We start from the raw sequence: 18,031 nt of genomic DNA on the forward strand, positions 1-18,031 counted from the left end.
CGGAATTACTTGCCGAGGCTTTCGAGGGTGATGCCGGCGGCTTCGACCATCTTGCGGACGAAGTCATAGTCGGCGTCCTTGGCCGGGCTGAGGCCCGTCCAGCCGTAGAAATCCTGGCTGCCGATTGATTTCTGCCAGTCTTCGGTCTTGGCAAATTCCACCAGCGCCTTTTCGATCTGAGCGCGCAGGTCGGCGGGGAATTCAGGACCGAAGGAAAGGGTATCGTTGGGGATAGCGGGCGAAATGGCCAGTACGCGCACTTTCTGGATCACGTCGGGGGCTTCCTCACGGATGTTGCGGCGGGCATCCAGAACCGTCCAGCCAGAGCAGTCGATATTCTTCTTGTCTTCGGTGACCTTGCAGGTAGGCACAAGCTCATCGGGAATATCGGGAGCATCCCCTTCCTTCCATTTTGGCTGGTCGGCGGGCTTCAGGGGCGGGGTATAGAACGTGGTGGCGAAATCCACCTCTCCGTTGTACACAGCTTTAACGGCCTGGGGGTGTCCGCCGGTTTCAACTGATTCTCCGGGTTTGATACCGGCATCTTTGAACATGGCCAGAGGAACGAGGTAACCGGAGGTGGAACCGGGGTCGGTGTAACCCCACTTCTTGCCATCCAGGTCCTTCAGTTCTTTGATATCACTGTCGCGAGGGACCAGAATCTGGGCCCAGTAGACATCCGACCCGAAGCGCACGGCCTTGAAAGCCACGTCAACACCACACAGCTGGTTGGCAAGCACATAACCGAGTCCGGGGATAAAGCCGATGGTGTCCTTGGGTGAGGCGCACATTTCCTCGATGGTGGCCGCATAGGAGGTGGGCACGCTCACTTCGAAGGTAAGGCCGGTGGCTTTGTTGAGGGCATCGGCCATGATCTTCCCGCCGGAGACGATGACGTTGGCGTCTACTGAGGGGACGAACAGCACCTTAATGGGGTGTTCAGGAGAGCCAATGGCGGGTTCAGGGGTAGCCGTGGGCGGTTCCGGCGTGGGTGAAGGGGGCACCGGGGTATTAGTAGGTGCCTGGGTGGGGGTAGCCGTCGGTTCGGGCGTTGCCGCTGGCTGGCAGGCCGCCAGCAACAGGGTGGCTGTCACCAGGACAGCCAGAAGAATGTGAGTTAAGCGCGAGACTTTCACTTTCCTCTCCTCGATGAAAAGATTTCGGGTTTAAAGACCCGACAGGAATAATCTTAATCCCATTTGGGTTAACGGACAACTATTTTTAAGTTAAGAAACAGTGATACTGTTATAGGTTCGGGCACTTTACCGGGCGCAACTTTTTTATCTGTGTGGCGTATACCTGAATGATCAGTGAAACATTATCGGATTACCAGGGATGAAAGGAGCATGAGATGATGGGACCAACCGTTACTGTTGAAACCAAACGCAACCCCGGTTGCCTGGTGCAACTTCTGTGGTTTGCTTTTGTGGGTATCTGGCTGGGGCAGATCTGGATGGTGATCGCCTGGGTGCTGATGATCACCGTGCTTGGCCTGCCGATCGGGATTGCCATGTTGAACAAGCTGCCGCGGGTGATTGCACTGCGAGAGCCTGATCGGGAAGTGAAGGTGGTTCGGTTTGAGGATGGCCGGGTGATGCTGAGCGAAGCACAGCGCCCTCAACTGCCTTTCCTGTTGCGAGCCTTATACTTCTTGCTGGTTGGCTGGTGGTTCTCAGCCCTGTGGATGGAGGCAGCTTATCTGCTGTGCACCACAGTGATCGGTATTCCTCTGGGGTTCTGGATGTTTGATCAGGTTCCTGCGGTGCTTACGCTGCGCCGTTAATGCCTGAGTGGAGCATCCAACCAGGGTGCTGGAAAAATCCAGAGGCGCGGGTTATCCTGCCCGCGCCTCTGGATTCTGAGGCTACTGGCCGGTATAAATGACCCGATAGATACGGTTGCTTTTATCGTCTGAAATGAACATTTCACCTCTGGGGCTGGTTACAACATCCGCCGGGCGTCCGTAGGATGAGGAGTCACCACATTTTTGCCCCGGGGCGCGAAAACCATTGACAAAGCTCATACTCCCGGTCACCGCTCCCCCTTCGATCAGAATGCGCTCCACTTTACAATCCCGATAATTGGCGGGATTGTTGGTATTCCATGATCCGTGCAGGGCCAGGTAGAGATCATCGCGATAGGCGGCAGGCCATTCACTGTTTGGCCCCCAGCCCAGGCCGATTGGTGCGGCATGGGCCGGGCCGGTGAAAAGGGCCGGGATGGCCATGGCACAGGTAAAACCGGCCGGCAGAGGCATTCGCAGATCACGGATTTCGGGCTGGGGTGGGTTGTTTAAGCCTGAAACGGGGGTATAACAGTAAGGCCAGCCGTGGCTTTGCCCTGCCTGCACCGGAATGATCAGCTCTTCGGGGGGAAGGGTATCGGGCTGGCCATTGCTATCGAGCAAATTGTCGGAACCGTGAGAACTGGCCCAGAGTTGCCCTGAGGGAGACCAGGTAAAATCCACGCTGTTGCGCAGCCCGTAGGCCCAGACGGCGCGCAACCGGGTATCAGACGCGTTTCTAAAGGGGTTATCGCTGGGAATGGTGCCGTCCGGATTGTAACGCAGGATGGCCGCCCGGCGCGGGTCGTACCCACTGGCCGTATAGGGTCCAGATTCGTCACAGATGTTGCAACTTGAGCCAACCGAGACATAGAGTTTGCCGTCCGGGCCAAAATGAAGGGTACGTGTGGAGTGTCCCAGGGGGCCGGGAAGGTCAATCTGAAAGGAAGGATCACGCTCAAAGAGGCCGTCTCCATTGGCGTCGGTAAAGCGCTGGATTTTATCGTTCTGAGCCACATACAGGAAGCCATCGAACCATTCCAGGTTGTGCGGGCCGCTCAGGCCGTTGATGACCGTCTCCACCCCATCAGCCAGGCCATCCTGGTTGCGGTCAGGCAGGCGCACAATCTTCCCGGCGTCAAGAAGGGCCACATAAAGCGAGCCATCCGGGCCGATTTCCATCAGGCGGGGGCGGGCAGGCAAGCCGGAGGCGTAGATACGAATGGCAAATCCGGGTGGAACGCTGAGACGGTTGCTGGCTTCATCGGGTGGGGGCAGGGGCAGCCCTCCCCGGCTGATTACGGGGAGATAAATGACCGGCCCGGGCGTCACAGCGGTGACGGAAAAGGGGGTGAAAACGCCAGCGAAGAGAAGCAGGGCCAGCGTGACCATTCCCCCCCGCAGCCAGGAAGAAAAAAAGTGGTGCTGGAATGGTTTCTTATTCTCCCTGGAGGCATGTGAGGGTTTTTCAAAACGTTCTTGATTCATCCTGAAGTCTCGATTCCGGGATCTAACTGGTAAGTTTAACTGGTTTTATTTTATCTGATAAGTCTTGTTTTTGGTGAAATGGTTACGCCGTTGAACGCCTTTACAGAAGTCTGGCTGCCAACCTCCTCCGGGAGAACACTTCATGGTAAAACTAAAGCACCACGAGGAGAAACATGCTCGAAGTACAGGAACTCACCAAAACATACGACGGCCAGCCGCTTTTACGAGGGATCACCTTCAGTTTGCAGGAGGGAGAGACGCTCTGCCTGCTGGGACCTTCGGGGAGCGGGAAAAGCACACTCTTGCGCATCATTGCCGGGATTGAAGAAGCTGAAAGCGGGCGAGTTTTATGGTCGGGGGTAGATCTGGCCAGGGTACCGGTTCATCGACGGGGTTTTGGCCTGATGTTTCAGGATTACGCCTTATTCCCGCATTTAAATGTGGCGCAAAATGTGGCTTTTGGCCTGCGTATGCAGGGCCTGCCGCGCGCTGAGGTGGAAGCGCGGGTGGCGGAAGCTTTGAAGCAGGTTAACCTGGAGAAATTCGCCTCCCGCCGGGTGACGGATCTCTCGGGTGGAGAACAACAGCGGGTGGCACTGGCGCGCGCCCTGGCACCCCGCCCGCGACTGTTAATGCTGGATGAGCCGCTGGGGGCGCTTGATCGCACTCTGCGGGAGCAGTTGCTGGAAGAACTTCGTCATTTACTGCGCACTACCCGCATCCCGGCGATTTACGTCACCCACGACCAGGAAGAGGCTTTTCAGCTGGCCGACCGCCTTTTGTTGTTGCATGAGGGGCGAATTGAGCAGGCCGGCACCCCGGATGAGGTGTATACCCATCCGGCCACTCCCTGGGTGGCGGCGTTCCTGGGGCAGATGAACCTGACTCGTGGACGCGTGGTTAAAGTAGAACCGCTTGAGGTTGAAACCTCCCTGGGGCGGTTCCGTGCCAGCCCGGCAGGGGGAGATGTATTTCGGATCGGTGATGAGGCAGTTCTGCTCTTTCGCCCGGAGGGCGCCCGGTTAGAGGGAGCGGATTCAGAAGGGGTTCTTATCCGAGGACACGTAGATGATGTGGTGTTCCGTGGGGGAGGGTATTACCTGGAGTTGCGCCTGCCAGAGGGTGAAGTGTTCTCGTTCCATGTCAATCGAGCCGTCTCCCGGGGAGCAAAGGTGGGGCTTGTGCTTCCGGCTGAGAATATTCTGGCATACCGGGAGGCACGCTGATGGATGATGTGACGGTGATTAAACTGAATATCAGCGGGGAAGAAACCTGGCGGTACCACGGCAGGTTAGTCAGGTGCACCGGGCGGGGGGTGTTTCTGGAAGCACATTTCAACCGCGATGATCTCCCCTTTCACGAGATTGTCATGCGGCGGGGCGACCTGTTCCTGGAGGCCTATTTCAACGACCGCTGGTACAACCTGTTTGAAATCCACGATCGGGAAAGCGGGGAGATCAAAGCCTGGTACTGTAACGTTACCCGCCCGGCGGAGTTTACCGGGCGGGAGATCCGGTATGTAGACCTGGCGCTTGATATTCTGGTTTACCCCGATGGCCGCCAGCTGGTGCTCGATGCAGACGAGTTTGCCCTGCTTGAGCTGGATGCGCCCACAAGGCAACAGGCCTGGGCGGCGCTGGAAGAGCTGAAGAGGCTGGTGAAACCGGAGCAGGGTTTCCGCCTCACGCCTGACTTCCTGCCCGAATAAACCGGGCAGGAAGTCAGGTGACGAAGGGTTTATGCCGGTAGCAGGCGCAGCAGCTGGCTGAAGTTGAACATTTCCTGGACGGGCACGAAAGCCAGAATGACCGCCACCACGACTACACAACAGCAACAGAGCACGGCCAGGACGATGAGCAGAATGACCCACCACTTAAGACTGCCTTTTGCGGCTGGCGCGCCGGGCGGAGGCGGCACAGTGCCGCCCGTCTGAGGTGTGGGGGATGGGGTGAATGGCTCAGCAGGGGGTGGCGCTGCTGGTTGTTCAACCTGGCCGGATGATGCCGCCTCGCCACCGGGGAAGGAAGAAGCATCGATGCTGGGGGGAGCAAACAATTCCGGGGCGGGGGTGGTGTCGCTCATTTCGGCAGGAGGTTCAGCAGTGGGCGGGGTGTAATCTTCCACAGGCTGGTAGGGCTCGCTTGCGCTTTCCTGGGGCTGTTCATCGAAGGGTTGTTTTTCTTCACTCATGGGTTTGTCTCCTTATTACTGTGAATCAATGCGGATAAGCGGCTCTTCCACCCCTGAGGATGAGCTCAGGCGTTGGGAAGGCTTCGGCGGCGGTAAAGCCTCCAGATAATATACGCAGTAAGAAGCACAAGGATGCAGGCGATCAGCACTGGAAGGACAACTGCAATGATCGAAAGCGCGGTTGAGAGGGCATCCTCGGCAATGGAAACTGGTACATTGCCAGCCCCACCGGTGGCGGCAGTAACCGTCGGGCGCACAGCCAGCGATTTAACCGCATGGACACCCCCTGCTATCAGAATCCCGGCTCCAATGGCCAGAATGGGATGGATCTCGGTTATGACGTGCGCACTGGCGGCGAAAGCAATGGCCCCCGCGGCCGGGCGGATAAAGGTCTGGATGAGGTCGTTGATGTGATTGACGGCGGGGATTTTATCGGCGAAAAATTCGATCAACGAAAGCACCACCAGCAGGCCAATGATCCACCAGCTGGTGAGGGCGTCCCAGGGTTTGCTTAACTGGATCAGATGGGTAAAGCGCGCCAGCAGAGCGATGACCAGCAGAGGGATATAGGCGTTCAGGCCAGCGCTGGCTGAAAGCCCGAAGGCTGAGAAAATGCCCAGAAGATCCACGAGTCCTCCCTTCTGACCAAATTAACCGGGGAGATTGAAGCCTGACCAGGTGCCAGTGAGAATGAAGCGCACAGCGTCTAATAGCGCAATTTGCGACAGGGCGGTGGCAAAACCAGCTAGGAGCGGCACCCACGCCTCTCTCCATTGATGATACCTGTTTTCTCGTTTGAAGAAAAGCACCCAGAGGGTAGAATAGGTCAGGGTGAGGATGGAAAGGACGGCCAGACCGCTCAGCACGGCCAGTGGATAAACCAGAAAAGGGTTTTCGCTGAGGATGGCCAGATCGAGCAAGGCAGCCAACCCCAGCAGTGTCAACAGCTCCCGCCAGGAGCCGAGGGACGGGCGCGAATCGAAATTTGCCCAGAGGGCCTGGTTGAATACCGGTGCGAGGAGAGCGCCGATCCCCATACCGACCCCTGTTCCGGTGAGAAGGCGCAGCCAGTTTTGAGAGGGGTACAGGGAGGGTGCCCCTGGAAGGGTGTGTGCGAGTGAATTGACTCCATCCAGCCCGAAGGCCACGGCAAAAACTCCCAGCAGGAGGGAGGTTTTCAGGTCGGGCAGTTCACCGCGCCGTCCCAGGCGCAGGATGAAGATGAGGGTCATTAATCCGCTCAGGAAGGTACCCGAACAACGGGCGCACAGGGGGAGGGGCCGGTCTCCCAGCAGGAAGGAGCGGGCCGGGGCGCGGTGACATACGGCGTAGCCCACGGCATCGGCTTTGCCCAGCAGGCCGGGGGGCGTCTCAATCAGCCAGACACCCAATAAAACCAGGGTAAAGAGCACAAGCAGGGCTTTCCAGAAGAGCGATCGGAACATAAAAGGATTATACTCATAACCATTCTCTGGTGTCGGTTTTTTGATATACTCCAAAGAATGATGAGGAAAAACCCTGTGACCATGAAACTCTTCCTGCGAATGCTGTGCCCGGCGCTGATTCTGCTCAGCGCATGTTCGGTGGTGATTCCCCAGGCCCCAACTCCCACGCTTACTCCAACCCGGGCGCTGCCCACCCCCACTTCTTTGCCGCCCACTTCAACCCTGGCGCCAAGCGCTACCCCTGAACCCACTGCTACTCCGTACCCCACCCCCAATTACCCGCCCCAGGGGATGGGGCCAACGAACTTTCCTGCAGACGTCAACCCTCTGACAGGCTTGAAGGTAGCCGACCCTGCCGTGCTCGATCGGCGCCCCTTGCTGATTAAAGTGGAAAACCTTCCCCGCGACGACCGCCCACAATTTGGGCTTTCGCGGGCTGATCTGGTTTACGAGTATTACACCGAACAGGGCGGTACGCGCTTTGCGGCTGTTTTCTACGGCACGGATGCCGAAAAAGTGGGCCCCATTCGTTCCGGGCGATTCTTTGATACCATGCTTGTGCCCATGTATCGGGCGGTCTTTATTTTTGGTTCGGCGTACTGGGCGGTATGGAATCGGATTGTGAACTCTGACTTCTCGTCTCGCCTGGTGCTGGAGAATAACTTTTCGTGTCCGGCTCTGTGCCGTTTTGAACCAGAGAAGCGGAATTTTCTCATGGCCAACACGACCGAGATGAATGCTTACCTTAAAAGCCGCGGGATTGACAACACCCGTCAGGTGCTGGATGGAATGTTCTTCCAGATGCAGCCCCCGGAGGGCGGCGGAGAAGGCAACCGTGTGTTTGTGCGTTACTCTGGAGCCATTTATAATCGCTGGGATTACGACTCCGTCAGTGGTCGTTATTTTCGCTTCGTCGATGCACAGAATGATGTCAACCGCAACAACGAGGTTTATGTTCAGTTGACTGATCAGCTCACCGGCGAGCCCATTGCCGCCGATAATGTGGTAACGATGTGTGTGCCCCACCAGTATTTTTATCGATCCAATGAAATTGAGGTGGTAGAAATTCTTCTCGATCCGAATGCGGGGCGATATACTGCCTGTGATGGCCAGCAATATGATGGAGGCAGTGGCCCGGCGTGGCTGGCGCGCGATGGAAAAGTGTACAAAGTCACCTATAAGCGGGCCGGAAAAGACACCCCCCTTACCCTGCTGGGGAGTGACGGGCAACCTTTCCCCTTTAAACCCGGCCAGACGTGGTTTGAGGTGATCGGTGCTTCTTCAAAGGTGGAACAGCAGGCGGATGGAGCCTGGCGCTTTACCTTCGGCATTGTGCCATAAAAAAAGCCCGGGTTATGCCCGGGCCGATGGATTGACGGGTTAGAATTTCTCCACATCGTGGGGGCCGGATTCTTCCATGCCAGCCCGGGTAATGGGGATAAATTCGGCTTTTTCCCAAAGCTCTTCGATGTTGCGGGCACCGGCATAACTTAAGCCGGAGCGCAGACCCCCCACCAGTTGGTGGAGAATATCAGCCACTGCGCCGCGTGCGGGCACGACCGCCTCAACTCCTTCGGGTACGACCTCACCCCAGTCTTCCTCACTGATTTCTCCCTTTTCAATGGCTTTGCGCTGGATGTTGGCGGTAAGCGAGGCCATACCCCGCACCACTTTATACCGCCGGCCTCCGCGTACAACTGGCGCACCGGGGCTTTCGTCGGTTCCGGCCAGCATACTTCCCAGCATCACTGTGCTGGCACCAGCGGCAAGCGCTTTCACCAGGTCGCCTGAGTTGCGCACTCCGCCATCTGCGATGATGGGTACCTTCATGCGGTGGCCCATTTCGGCGCATTCCAGGATGGCGGTAAGTTGTGGAACGCCGAACCCGGTAACCAGGCGGGTGATGCAGATGGAACCGGCCCCCACCCCCACCTTCACCGCATCAGCGCCGGCATCGGCCAGGTCGCGCACGCCTTCGGCGGTTGCCACGTTTCCGGCGATGACGGGAACGGAGAAGCGTTTTTTAAGGCTGGAGACCATCTGCAGGGTGTGGTCTGAATGACCATGGGCAATATCCACTACCAGCACATCGGCGCCAGCGGCCACACAGGCGGCGGCACGTTCAAGGTCGTCGGCGCGAGCGCCAACGGCCACGCCCACCATTAACCGCCCGCGCGAGTCTTTGGTGGCATCGGGATGTTGCTCAATTTTCACGATATCCTGGGTGGTGATCAGCCCGACGATGTGCCCTTCCTCATCAACCAGAGGGAGTTTTTCGATGCGGTAAGAGTGCAGTTTGCGGCGGGCGTTTTCCAGCGTTTCGTCTTTGCTGGCCACAATCAACCGTTCGCGGGGTGTCATCACCGTTTGCACCGAATCGGAAGGAGTTTCGGCAAGGAGCACATCGCGGGTGGTGACCACGCCCAGCAAGATCCCGTTTTCATCGGTGACCATCAGGCCGCCGACCTCTTCCTCGGCCATCAGCTGGCGTGCCTGGGCAATGGTGGCGCTGGCACGGATGGAAATAGGATCTTCAACGACCATGTTTTCGGCGCGTTTGACTCGCTCCACCATCTCAGCCTGTTGCTGGATGGTCATGAAGCGGTGGATGATTCCGATGCCGCCGTGCTGGGCCATGGCAATGGCCATGCGTGTTTCGGTAACCGTATCCATATTGGCGGAGACGATGGGAATCTGCAGGCGGATGTCGGGGGTTAACCAGGAAGCCGTGGAAACATCTCGCCGACTGCGGATCGCCGAACGGCGTGGAACCAGTAACACATCATCAAAAGTCAGCCCTGGGTCAGGACGGATTTTCATATTTCCTCCGGTAAAAGTTCATGGCAAAACGAATTTTAGCCAAGTTCTCCGCTTTGCCTGGCGGTTTCTATTGTACAATATCCGCCGTATGCTGTCACCGCTTCCAGCTTCATTTTACGAGCGGAATACCGTCGAGGTGGCGCGCGCTTTGCTGGGGATGCGCCTGGTGCGATGGTATCGGCAAACACGCCTGTGCGGCATTATCGTAGAGGCTGAGGCGTACCGTGGTGAAGAGGATCTGGCCTGCCATGCCCGCTCCGGGTATACCTCGCGGACACGGGTGATGTATGGCCCGCCCGGGCATGCGTATGTGTATTTTACTTATGGAATGCACTGGATGCTCAATGTGGTGACCGAACGGGAGGGGTTCCCGGCGGCGGTGCTGATCCGGGCAGTGGAGGTGGTGGAGGGTCACTCCGTGGTGGCGGAGCGGCGTGCCGGGGTGCCCGCTCACCACTGGACGGATGGCCCGGCCAAACTCTGTCAGGCGTTCGCGATTGATGGTTCTCTCAACTCGGCTGACCTGACCAATCCTGAAAGCGGGCTGTGGATTGAGCCGGGTACGCCCTTCACTGACTCCATCATCCTCAGCGGCCCTCGGGTGGGTATAGACCGGGTGCCCGAACCCTGGCGTTCCATGCCCTGGCGTTTTCGAGTTGATACTCACCGGGGACATCCATTTGAGACAAGTATGGTATAAAAGAATTATGGCCGCAGTTGCTGTGCAAATTCCATCTCTGGAAAATTCAGGACCGATTTGGGTTGCCAGTCTGGCGATCCGTGAGGGGCAACCTGTGGAGCAGGGGCAGTTGTTAGCCGGTTTAGAGAGCCGCCATGAACGGGTGGAATTACATGCCGCCACCAGCGGCTATGTGGTTGGGCTTCACGCCCGTCCCGGCCAGACGGTTCTCCCCGGCGCGGTGCTGTGTTATCTGGCTGAAGCGCCCACCGTGGCTTCGGGTAAGCCCACCGGCAGCCTGGTGCCGTATGCTGAGCAGGCGCCCCTGGAGGCCGCCGGGATTCTGGTTTATGGCGGCGGTGGGCATGGAAAAGCCGTGATCGAATTGCTGAGGGCCATGCGTACTTTCCGCGTGGTGGGGGTGATTGATGATGGTATGCCGCACGGCAGTGATGTGCTGGGGGTGCCGGTGCTCGGCGGGGCCGATCAATTGAAAGACTGGCATGACCGCGGGGTACGCCTGGCGGCCAACGGCGTGGGGGGCATTGGTAATCCGCAATCGCGCCAGCGAGTTTTTGACGTGCTGGCGCAGGCTGGTTTTGCCTGCCCGGTGCTGGTTCACCCGACGGCTGTGGTTGAACCGAGTGCGGTACTGGAAGGTGGGGTGCAGGTCATGCCCAAGGCGTATATCGGCAGTGCCGTGCGTGTGGGTTTCGGCTCAGTGATCAACGTGGGAGCCATTGTGGCGCATGATTGTATTCTCGGCCGGGTTACCAATGTATCACCGGGGGCGGCCCTGGCCGGTGGGGTGCATGTGGAGGAATTCACGCAAATTGGGATGAACGCCACCGTCAACCTGAATGTGAGGGTGGGTGCCGGGTGCATGATTGGAAACGGAGCCGATGTCAAAGCCGATGTGCCGGCAGGCACACGGGTATGGGCGGGAAGCCTCTGGCCGCCCCGCCCGGGGGGCAGTTCGGGAGTGAGGGAGGAAGGGGATGTTTCGTAAACAACAGCCACAGACACCTCCTGTAGCGCCGCCGGTGGAACGGGTTACCTCCGTGCTGGGGCCGGGGATCCTCTGGAAGGGCAACCTGCGAGGTACAGGGGGGGTGCGTATTGAAGGGGCATTCGAGGGAGACATTACTCTGCGGGGGCTGGTGGTGATTGGTGAAACAGGGCGGTTGGTTTGCCAGACGTTACAGGCTAACACGGTGATTGTGGCTGGAACGGTGAGCGGGAATATCATCGCCGAAAAACTGGAAATCCGTGGAACCGGGCGCGTGTGGGGTGATGTGGTGACGACTTCTCTCTCCACAGAAGAAGGGGCTTTCTTGCGCGGACAGGTGCGCATGGAAGAGAAGATCGAGATTGTCATTGAGGAAGAACCGGTGGAGGGTACGCAACCCGCCGGTGAAGAAGCCTGACCTTATTGAGGAATTCCCTTGTATACAACATCCATTGTTGCATTGATTACTGAGTGGCTGGGGGTCATTGCGGTGACCTGGCTGTTATCTCTTTCTCCGCGGTTCAGGCACCCTCCCATTGGCTTTAAGTATGCCCGGAGAGATGGACTGGTTGCCATAACTCTGGCGCTGGTGGTTATTTTATTTTCGTTTCTGTTTGCCACCGGGAAGCTGGGTGGAATGCTTGGGGGGTGGTTCCCATTGCCCGGCGTGGCCGCGGAATTGAGTCGTCCGCTGGCGCTGGCGGTGTTCTCACTGCTGGCTGTGGGAGTGGCGCTGCTCCTGCGCGGGCAGCCTGTGCGCAGTGCGGGGTGGAATGGTGCTGCAACCGGGCCAGCCTTGCGAGTGGGGTTGGCGCTGGCTTTGCTGACGATTTTCCTGCGTAACCGGGTGATGGACGTGGTGAATGGCATTAGCAGTGAAGAGGCCTGGTATCTGCTCGGTGCGTTTGGGATTGCTTTCGCGGAAGAGACGATTTTCCGCGGTTATATCCAGTTACGATTATCCTGGTGGCTGGGAGACGCACAGGGCTGGCTGGTGGCTGGCCTGGCATACGCAGCCTGGCGCCTGCCCCTGATTCTATCCGGGGGTTCTTTGCCAGCGACGTTCATCGGGCTGGGGTTGGTACTGGGGCAGGGGTTGGTTTGTGGCTGGCTCATGCGAAAAAGCGGTCATGTGCTTGCACCGATCCTTTATCGTACAATGTCACTCTGGTTGAACGTCTTCGTTTGATGGCTTATGCAGTTTTTGCGTTTGTTTTCCCAGACTCGCCGTGAAGTTCCCGCTGATCTCTCAATCGTGGGGCAGCAGTGGCTGGCACGAGCGGGGTATATTCAGCCACTGGAGGGTGGCCTGGTGGCGCTGCTACCGCTGGGAGAGCTGGCTCTGCGAAGCCTTGAGGGGCAAATTCGCCAGGGGCTGATGGGGCTGGGGGCGATGGAACTGGGGCTACCGGCCGAGAATTCCGGTTTTTGGTTGTTTTTTGAGCTGGCGCGTTCCCATTTGCGCTCATACCGACAGCTTCCTGAGTTCCTTTACCGTTCGGGATGGCAGGATTTACCGGGCGTGGGCCATGCCTGTGGTTTACTGGGTGGGCGCGCGGCGTGGGGGGTAGAGGTTTTCAGTCTCACCGGTTCTCAGAACCCTCTTACCGGAGAAGGAAAAGAGGGAGTGGAAGAAGTGCTGGAGCGTTTCTTTGCTTCCTGCAGACTGCCTGTGAAATCGGCTGAAGACCTGAGCTCGGCCCGCGAAATGATCGGGCGGAGCTGGTTTTATCCCCACCCGGCAGGGGATGAGGAGTGGCTTTCCTGTGACGGTTGCGGTTATTCTGCAACCCCGGCGGCGGCGCAGTTCAGGCGGCCTCAGGCGGCAGAGGAAGCCCCTGCCCCCCTGGAGCGGGTGGCTACGCCGGGATGCAAGTCGATTGCGGCACTGGCGGCGTTTCTGGGGATTCCCGAATCGCGCACGGCCAAAGCGGTTTTCCTGACCCTGAACGAGTCGAAGCTGGTTTTCGCCGTGGTGCGCGGTGATCGAGAGGTTAACGAGATGGCATTGCGGCGTGTACTGGGTAGTGATCGGGTGCGCCCGGCCACAGAAGATGAAATTCGTGCGGTAGGAGCTGTGCCAGGGTATGCTTCACCGGTGGGATTGAACGGGGCACTGGTAGTGGTGGACGTGGAGGTGACCCAGTCGCCCAATTTGACGGCGGGAGCCAACGAGGAAGGATACCATTTACGCAACGTTTGTTTTGGGCGTGATTACACCGCTGACCTTGTCGCAGAGATTGCCCTTGCCACGGAAGGAGATGCCTGTCCGCGTTGCGGCGGCTCATTACGGGCTCAAAAGGGGTTTTCGCTGGCGGAATCGCGGGGCTATTCTCAAGAATTTGCTGCCGAACAGGGGGTGCGCTTCTTGAACGAAAGTGGGAAGAGCATGCCCCCCCGGGTAAAGATGCACCGTTTTTACCTGACGCGCACCCTGGGGTGCCTGGCCGAAGAACATCATGACGGAAATGGCCTGATTCTGCCAGAAGCGGCGGCGCCTTTCAGGGTTCAGGTGGTGGTTTTAGATTCAAAGAAGCCAGAGGTTGCTGCCATGGCGCGGGCTCTGGAGCAGACCCTGGCCGGCATGGGGATGGAGGCGCTGGTGGACGACCGGCCTGAAAGTCCGGGGGTGAAGTTCAACGATGCGGATCTGATTGGTCTGCCACTGCGCGTGACTGTTAGCGAAAGGGCGATCCAGCAGGGCGGGGTGGAGGTAAAATGGCGTGCACGCCCCGAGAGATGGATTCTCCGGCTGGAGGAAGTTCCCGGGTTATTGCAAGAGAGGATTTGAAATGCTTGAACAGGGGGCGATGCTCAATAATCGTTATCGCATTCGAAATAAACTCGGTGAGGGGGGGATGGGGACGGTTTATCTGGCGTTTGATACGTCCTTGAATATAGACGTGGCCATCAAGGCCAGTTTACGCCCGCTCCCCGAAGTGGAACGTCAGTTTCTCCGTGAAGCGCATTTGCTGGCCGGGTTGCGCCATCCCAATTTGCCCAGAGTAATCGATTATTTCGTGCTGGATAATGTCCCCTATCTGGTGATGGATTATATTCCAGGGCAGGATCTGGAGACCCTGATCAAGAAGGAGGGCCGCCAGAGTGTGGAACGCGTGCTGGAATGGGCCCGGCAGATTGGTGGCGCGGTGAAGTATTTGCATAGCCAGAACCCGCCCGTGATTCACCGGGATATCAAACCGGGGAATATCCGCCTTTCGGTAGAGGGAGAGGCCGTTCTGGTGGATTTTGGCATTGCCAAGACGGTGATGGGAGACCAGGTCACTGAGACTGCCGCGCGCAGTTATACCCCCGGCTACGCTCCCCCTGAGCAATATGGAGCCATGCGCACCGGCCCCAAATCGGATCAATACGCACTGGCAGCCACCCTGTATGCCCTGCTCGCCGGGCAAAAGCCAGCCGATGCCGTTCAGCGAGCCCTGGGAGAGGCGACGCTGACACCGCTGTCTCAACTGGCACCGGAGGTTCCTGCCGGGATTTGTGCGGCTATTGAAAGAGGACTGGCGGTGCGCCCGGAAGATCGTTTCCCGGATGTAGAGAGCCTGCTCCATGCCCTGGAGGATCCTCTGGCTCAACCGACGGTGCCGGTGCCATCGGTTATACCAGAGAGGGCGGCTCACCCTGTGAAGGGGAGAAATATTCCCAAACGCAGGCGATGGTGGCTGGCCGGGGCGGCCCTCAGTGGTGTGATGTTTCTGATGCTCTTCGGGGGTATTTTCTGGCAGGGGGTGGGGCGTATGAGTCAGATGCCTGCTACGCCGACGGTTTCCCCATCCGCTGAGCCAACTTCGACCCATCCACCTGAAGCAACTGCTACGAGGGTGGTTTTGGGGGCGGCTGACCTTTCTCATGAAGCTACCGAAACTCCCGTGTTACCCACCTTCACCCCGGTAACTCCCACGCCCGTTCTGTTACCGGTGGGAGGAACAGGGCGGATCGCCTTTGCCAGCGATCGTGGAGATGGGGTAACTTTACAGATCTGGACCGCGAGGGTGATGCTCACCGACGAGGGCATGTTGGAGGTGTCAGATTTCCAGCAGGTGACGCATTCACCCGGAGATAAGACTCAGCTCCGCTGGTCACCGGACGGCAGATGGATTCTCTTTGTGGCTCCGGCGGAGGGCGATACTGGTCTGGATGTGTGGGCGATACCGGCAGATGGCAGCCTTCCACCCCTAAACCTTACCCGCCGTAAGGGAGATGATACCGAACCGGCCTTTTCACCCGATGGACGCCTGATTGCATTTACCAACAATGGCCGTGAGGATGGGGTGAGACAGCTCTATCTGATGAATGTGGATGGGAGCGGGCAGACCCGGTTGAGCTATGATCAGGAAGAATTCGGGGCGACCTGGTCACCCGATATGCGCATGCTCGCCTTTGTGATGAATGTTTCGGGGCGGCAGATTCTCAACCTGCGCGGGGAGTCAGACCCGGCAGTTGAATCCAGACCTTATTATGTCACACCGCAACGGTTTGATTTTTCGAGCCTGGCGGGAAGTTTGGGGCAGGTGGCGCAGCCAACCTGGTCTCCAGATGGAAACTGGGTGGCATACACGCGGGAAGAGGGGAGCACCCGGCGTATTTTTATGGCACGGTATCCCCTGCGCAACCCTGAAATGGAAGTGGTGCGGTTGAGCGATGGCCCCAGAGATAGCGCGCCGGCCTGGTCAGTCGATGCACAGTGGCTGGCCTTCAACCGTGTGGTGGATGGAGACGCGGAAGTTTTCATCATGCGGGCTAACGGCCAATTCCAGAGAAACCTGAGTCAGTCACCGGGGCGCGATCAGGATGCAGCCTGGTGCCCGGTGCCATAAAAAAACCGGTCTGGTTTTACAGACCGGTCACCTGTGTGATGCTGGTGGTTTACGGACGGCTGGGGCGGGAGCCTTTTTTGCTGGGCGCCGTGGGGGTGAACTTCCGGTTGCGCTGCCTGGGCCGCCCGGCGTTGGGGTTGAGAAGCAGATTGAGCTGGCTGAGAGCGTGAGGGTCGTACTCACGCCGCCCGCACACATCGCAAACCCAGGCCGGAAAGTCGGGCACGGTGATTAATTCGTCTCCCAGCCAGGTGAAATAGGTGACGTAAGCCCGCCGTAAGTGCCCGGCCTGACATTCTCCACAGGAGAAGGTCTGGTTCTCTGATTGATTCATGAAGTTACCTCTCCAAACCCGCTTCCTGAACAATTTTGACTCCTGCACTGCTTCCAAGGCGTGTGGCTCCGGCGAGCAACATGGCGCGCGCGTCAGCCAGGGTACGAACCCCCCCGGCGGCTTTGACTCCCATTGCAGGCCCCACGACCCGCCGCATTAACTCCACATCTGCGGTGGTCGCTCCTCCCGGCCCAAAGCCGGTGGATGTTTTAACAAAATCAGCCCCGGCGGCCTTAGCGAGCAGGCATCCGGCGATTTTCTCCTGCTGATTGAGCAGAGCCATTTCGAGGATGACCTTGATCTGCCCGCCCTGGCTGTGGGTTGCCTCGGTCACAGCCTGAATATCTTCCAGCACGGCAGCATATTCCCCGGCGCGCAACAGGCCGATGGGGATGACCATGTCAATTTCCTGAGCGCCTTCCTCCAGACAGACCCGGGTTTCAAAGACTTTAACACGGGTGGGGGTAGCACCCAGAGGAAAGCCAACCACACAGCAGGTGCGCACGGGGCTTTCTGCCAGCAGGCGGGCCACCAGGGTGACGTAAAGCGGATTAACGCAAACCGCAGCAAACTGGAACTGAAGCGCTTCGCGGCTCAGTTGAATAATTTGCTCGGGTAAAGCCTCTGGTTTGAGCAAGGTGTGATCGATCCAGGAGGCAATGGGGCGGTCACCGGGGTGACCTTCGGGTAAAACCAACGGAGGGAGCTGATGCGTGTATTCTTCGAGCAGGGCACGCACCTGTTGCAAATCCATGCGAGGGGAAAATTCAGTTTGCGGCATTGACCACCGGTGTCTGGTTCAGAATTTTGATGTCGTTGAGGGGCCAGTATACGACCAGAGCCCGACCAACGACGAGGTTACGGGGGACAAACCCCCAGCTGTGCGAATCGGAAGATTGATTGCGGTTATCGCCTAAAACAAAAACCTGGTCTTCCGGCACCACCCATTCTCCAGTGTACTGAGGTGGTGCGGAGATGTACGGTTCGTCGAGAGGTTGTCCATTGATGTACACGCGGCCATCCCTGATGGTGACGGTTTCGCCGGGCAGTCCGACCACGCGCTTGATGTAATCTTCGTGAGGATCACGCGGATAGTGGAAGATGATCACATCTCCCCGTTTAAATTCACCCAGGCGGTATGCCAGTTTATTGACCAGGATGAATTGCCCTGGCCTGACGGTGGGTTCCATGCTGATATTTTCAACGCGCACCCTCCCAAGCACGAGGTCAATCAAAAAATAAAGCACCAGCGCCATGAGAATAGTCTGAATGGTTTCCAAAAGGAAACTGATCACCGGGTTTCTGCGCGGCGCGGGGCGGGTTGGCTCCTCGTTGGGCAGGGGTTCGGAGCGAAACGACTCCAATTTTTACCTCCAGAAATCACCACTAAATCCATCCATACCGGATAATGAGATCATTGATAGGTAAGGATAGAACTCTCTGAT

General features: G+C 58.1%; 19 protein-coding genes. 10 read left to right on the forward strand and 9 right to left on the reverse strand.

Going from position 1 to position 18,031, the window contains the following annotated elements:
- Positions 1–5: 5 nt before the first annotated feature.
- A complete protein-coding gene (locus ATHL_RS01260) occupies positions 6–1,136 on the reverse strand; it encodes a phosphate/phosphite/phosphonate ABC transporter substrate-binding protein (RefSeq protein ID WP_062188977.1) in 1,131 nt (376 codons plus the stop codon).
- Positions 1,137–1,351: 215 nt separating this feature from the next.
- On the opposite strand from ATHL_RS01260, the gene ATHL_RS01265 reads away from it, so the two are divergent.
- On the forward strand, positions 1,352–1,783 hold the full coding sequence (locus tag ATHL_RS01265; protein ID WP_062188979.1) for a YccF domain-containing protein: 432 nt from the start codon (positions 1,352–1,354) through the stop codon (positions 1,781–1,783).
- An 81-nt stretch (positions 1,784–1,864) separates the two neighbouring features.
- Here ATHL_RS01265 and ATHL_RS01270 read toward each other — a convergent pair whose 3' ends face one another.
- Positions 1,865–3,271: a PQQ-dependent sugar dehydrogenase gene (locus ATHL_RS01270; protein WP_062188981.1), complete on the reverse strand. Its 1,407-nt coding sequence runs from the start codon at positions 3,269–3,271 to the stop codon at positions 1,865–1,867.
- 173 nt (positions 3,272–3,444) lie between these two features.
- Here ATHL_RS01270 and ATHL_RS01275 point away from each other — a divergent pair, with 173 nt between their 5' ends.
- Complete coding sequence (locus ATHL_RS01275) at positions 3,445–4,497, forward strand: ABC transporter ATP-binding protein (protein ID WP_084001082.1); 1,053 nt, start codon at positions 3,445–3,447, stop codon at positions 4,495–4,497.
- Positions 4,497–4,979 (forward strand): ribonuclease FAU-1 family protein, encoded by a 483-nt coding sequence (locus ATHL_RS01280; RefSeq protein WP_062188983.1) that lies wholly within the window; start codon positions 4,497–4,499, stop codon positions 4,977–4,979. Before ATHL_RS01275 ends, ATHL_RS01280 begins: the two co-directional genes overlap by 1 nt.
- Positions 4,980–5,008: 29 nt before the next feature.
- On the opposite strand, the gene ATHL_RS01285 is transcribed toward ATHL_RS01280, so the two are convergent.
- The 3 genes from ATHL_RS01285 to ATHL_RS01295 all read right to left on the reverse strand — a co-directional run bounded on the left by ATHL_RS01285 (position 5,009) and on the right by ATHL_RS01295 (position 6,906).
- On the reverse strand, positions 5,009–5,461 hold the full coding sequence (locus ATHL_RS01285; RefSeq protein ID WP_062188985.1) for a hypothetical protein: 453 nt from the start codon (positions 5,459–5,461) through the stop codon (positions 5,009–5,011).
- 65 nt (positions 5,462–5,526) lie between these two features.
- A complete protein-coding gene (locus ATHL_RS01290) occupies positions 5,527–6,090 on the reverse strand; it encodes a DUF4126 domain-containing protein (RefSeq protein ID WP_062188987.1) in 564 nt (187 codons plus the stop codon).
- Positions 6,091–6,111: 21 nt separating this feature from the next.
- Positions 6,112–6,906 carry a DUF2085 domain-containing protein gene (locus tag ATHL_RS01295; protein ID WP_062188989.1) on the reverse strand — a complete coding sequence of 265 codons (795 nt, stop codon included), beginning with the start codon at positions 6,904–6,906 and terminating at the stop codon, positions 6,112–6,114.
- Positions 6,907–6,963: 57 nt separating this feature from the next.
- Here ATHL_RS01295 and ATHL_RS01300 point away from each other — a divergent pair, with 57 nt between their 5' ends.
- Positions 6,964–8,247 carry a DUF3048 domain-containing protein gene (locus ATHL_RS01300; protein ID WP_084001083.1) on the forward strand — a complete coding sequence of 428 codons (1,284 nt, stop codon included), beginning with the start codon at positions 6,964–6,966 and terminating at the stop codon, positions 8,245–8,247.
- A 39-nt stretch (positions 8,248–8,286) separates the two neighbouring features.
- Here ATHL_RS01300 and guaB read toward each other — a convergent pair whose 3' ends face one another.
- Positions 8,287–9,726 (reverse strand): IMP dehydrogenase, encoded by a 1,440-nt coding sequence (gene guaB, locus ATHL_RS01305; protein WP_062188993.1) that lies wholly within the window; start codon positions 9,724–9,726, stop codon positions 8,287–8,289.
- An 88-nt stretch (positions 9,727–9,814) separates the two neighbouring features.
- Here guaB and ATHL_RS01310 point away from each other — a divergent pair, with 88 nt between their 5' ends.
- The 6 genes from ATHL_RS01310 to ATHL_RS01335 are packed head-to-tail and all read left to right on the forward strand — an operon-like array spanning position 9,815 to position 16,252.
- Positions 9,815–10,426 (forward strand): DNA-3-methyladenine glycosylase, encoded by a 612-nt coding sequence (locus ATHL_RS01310; RefSeq protein ID WP_062188995.1) that lies wholly within the window; start codon positions 9,815–9,817, stop codon positions 10,424–10,426.
- Between the two features lie 7 nt (positions 10,427–10,433).
- Positions 10,434–11,414 carry a NeuD/PglB/VioB family sugar acetyltransferase gene (locus tag ATHL_RS01315; protein ID WP_062188997.1) on the forward strand — a complete coding sequence of 327 codons (981 nt, stop codon included), beginning with the start codon at positions 10,434–10,436 and terminating at the stop codon, positions 11,412–11,414.
- Complete coding sequence (locus ATHL_RS01320) at positions 11,404–11,832, forward strand: bactofilin family protein (protein ID WP_062188999.1); 429 nt, start codon at positions 11,404–11,406, stop codon at positions 11,830–11,832. The genes ATHL_RS01315 and ATHL_RS01320 overlap by 11 nt, the downstream gene beginning before the upstream one ends.
- Positions 11,833–11,850: 18 nt before the next feature.
- Positions 11,851–12,603 carry a CPBP family intramembrane glutamic endopeptidase gene (locus tag ATHL_RS01325; RefSeq protein WP_062189001.1) on the forward strand — a complete coding sequence of 251 codons (753 nt, stop codon included), beginning with the start codon at positions 11,851–11,853 and terminating at the stop codon, positions 12,601–12,603.
- A 6-nt stretch (positions 12,604–12,609) separates the two neighbouring features.
- The gene (locus ATHL_RS01330) at positions 12,610–14,205 is read left to right on the forward strand and encodes a proline--tRNA ligase (protein WP_062189003.1); all 1,596 of its coding nucleotides are present in this window, start codon (positions 12,610–12,612) and stop codon (positions 14,203–14,205) included.
- Position 14,206: 1 nt separating this feature from the next.
- Positions 14,207–16,252 carry a WD40 repeat domain-containing serine/threonine protein kinase gene (locus tag ATHL_RS01335; protein WP_062189005.1) on the forward strand — a complete coding sequence of 682 codons (2,046 nt, stop codon included), beginning with the start codon at positions 14,207–14,209 and terminating at the stop codon, positions 16,250–16,252.
- A 49-nt stretch (positions 16,253–16,301) separates the two neighbouring features.
- Here ATHL_RS01335 and ATHL_RS01340 read toward each other — a convergent pair whose 3' ends face one another.
- From ATHL_RS01340 to lepB, 3 genes are read right to left on the reverse strand one after another with little or no spacing between them, the layout of a single operon-like run.
- Complete coding sequence (locus ATHL_RS01340; protein ID WP_062189007.1) at positions 16,302–16,586, reverse strand: YgiT-type zinc finger protein; 285 nt, start codon at positions 16,584–16,586, stop codon at positions 16,302–16,304.
- Between the two features lie 4 nt (positions 16,587–16,590).
- On the reverse strand, positions 16,591–17,340 hold the full coding sequence (gene deoC, locus ATHL_RS01345; RefSeq protein ID WP_084001102.1) for a deoxyribose-phosphate aldolase: 750 nt from the start codon (positions 17,338–17,340) through the stop codon (positions 16,591–16,593).
- A gap of 13 nt (positions 17,341–17,353) precedes the next feature.
- Positions 17,354–17,950, reverse strand: coding sequence for a signal peptidase I (gene lepB / locus ATHL_RS01350; RefSeq protein ID WP_062189010.1), 597 nt, complete (start codon positions 17,948–17,950; stop codon positions 17,354–17,356).
- Between the last annotated feature and the right edge of the window lie 81 nt (positions 17,951–18,031).

The organism is Anaerolinea thermolimosa (assembly GCF_001050195.2).
Classification (GTDB): Bacteria; Chloroflexota; Anaerolineae; order Anaerolineales; family Anaerolineaceae; genus Anaerolinea; species Anaerolinea thermolimosa.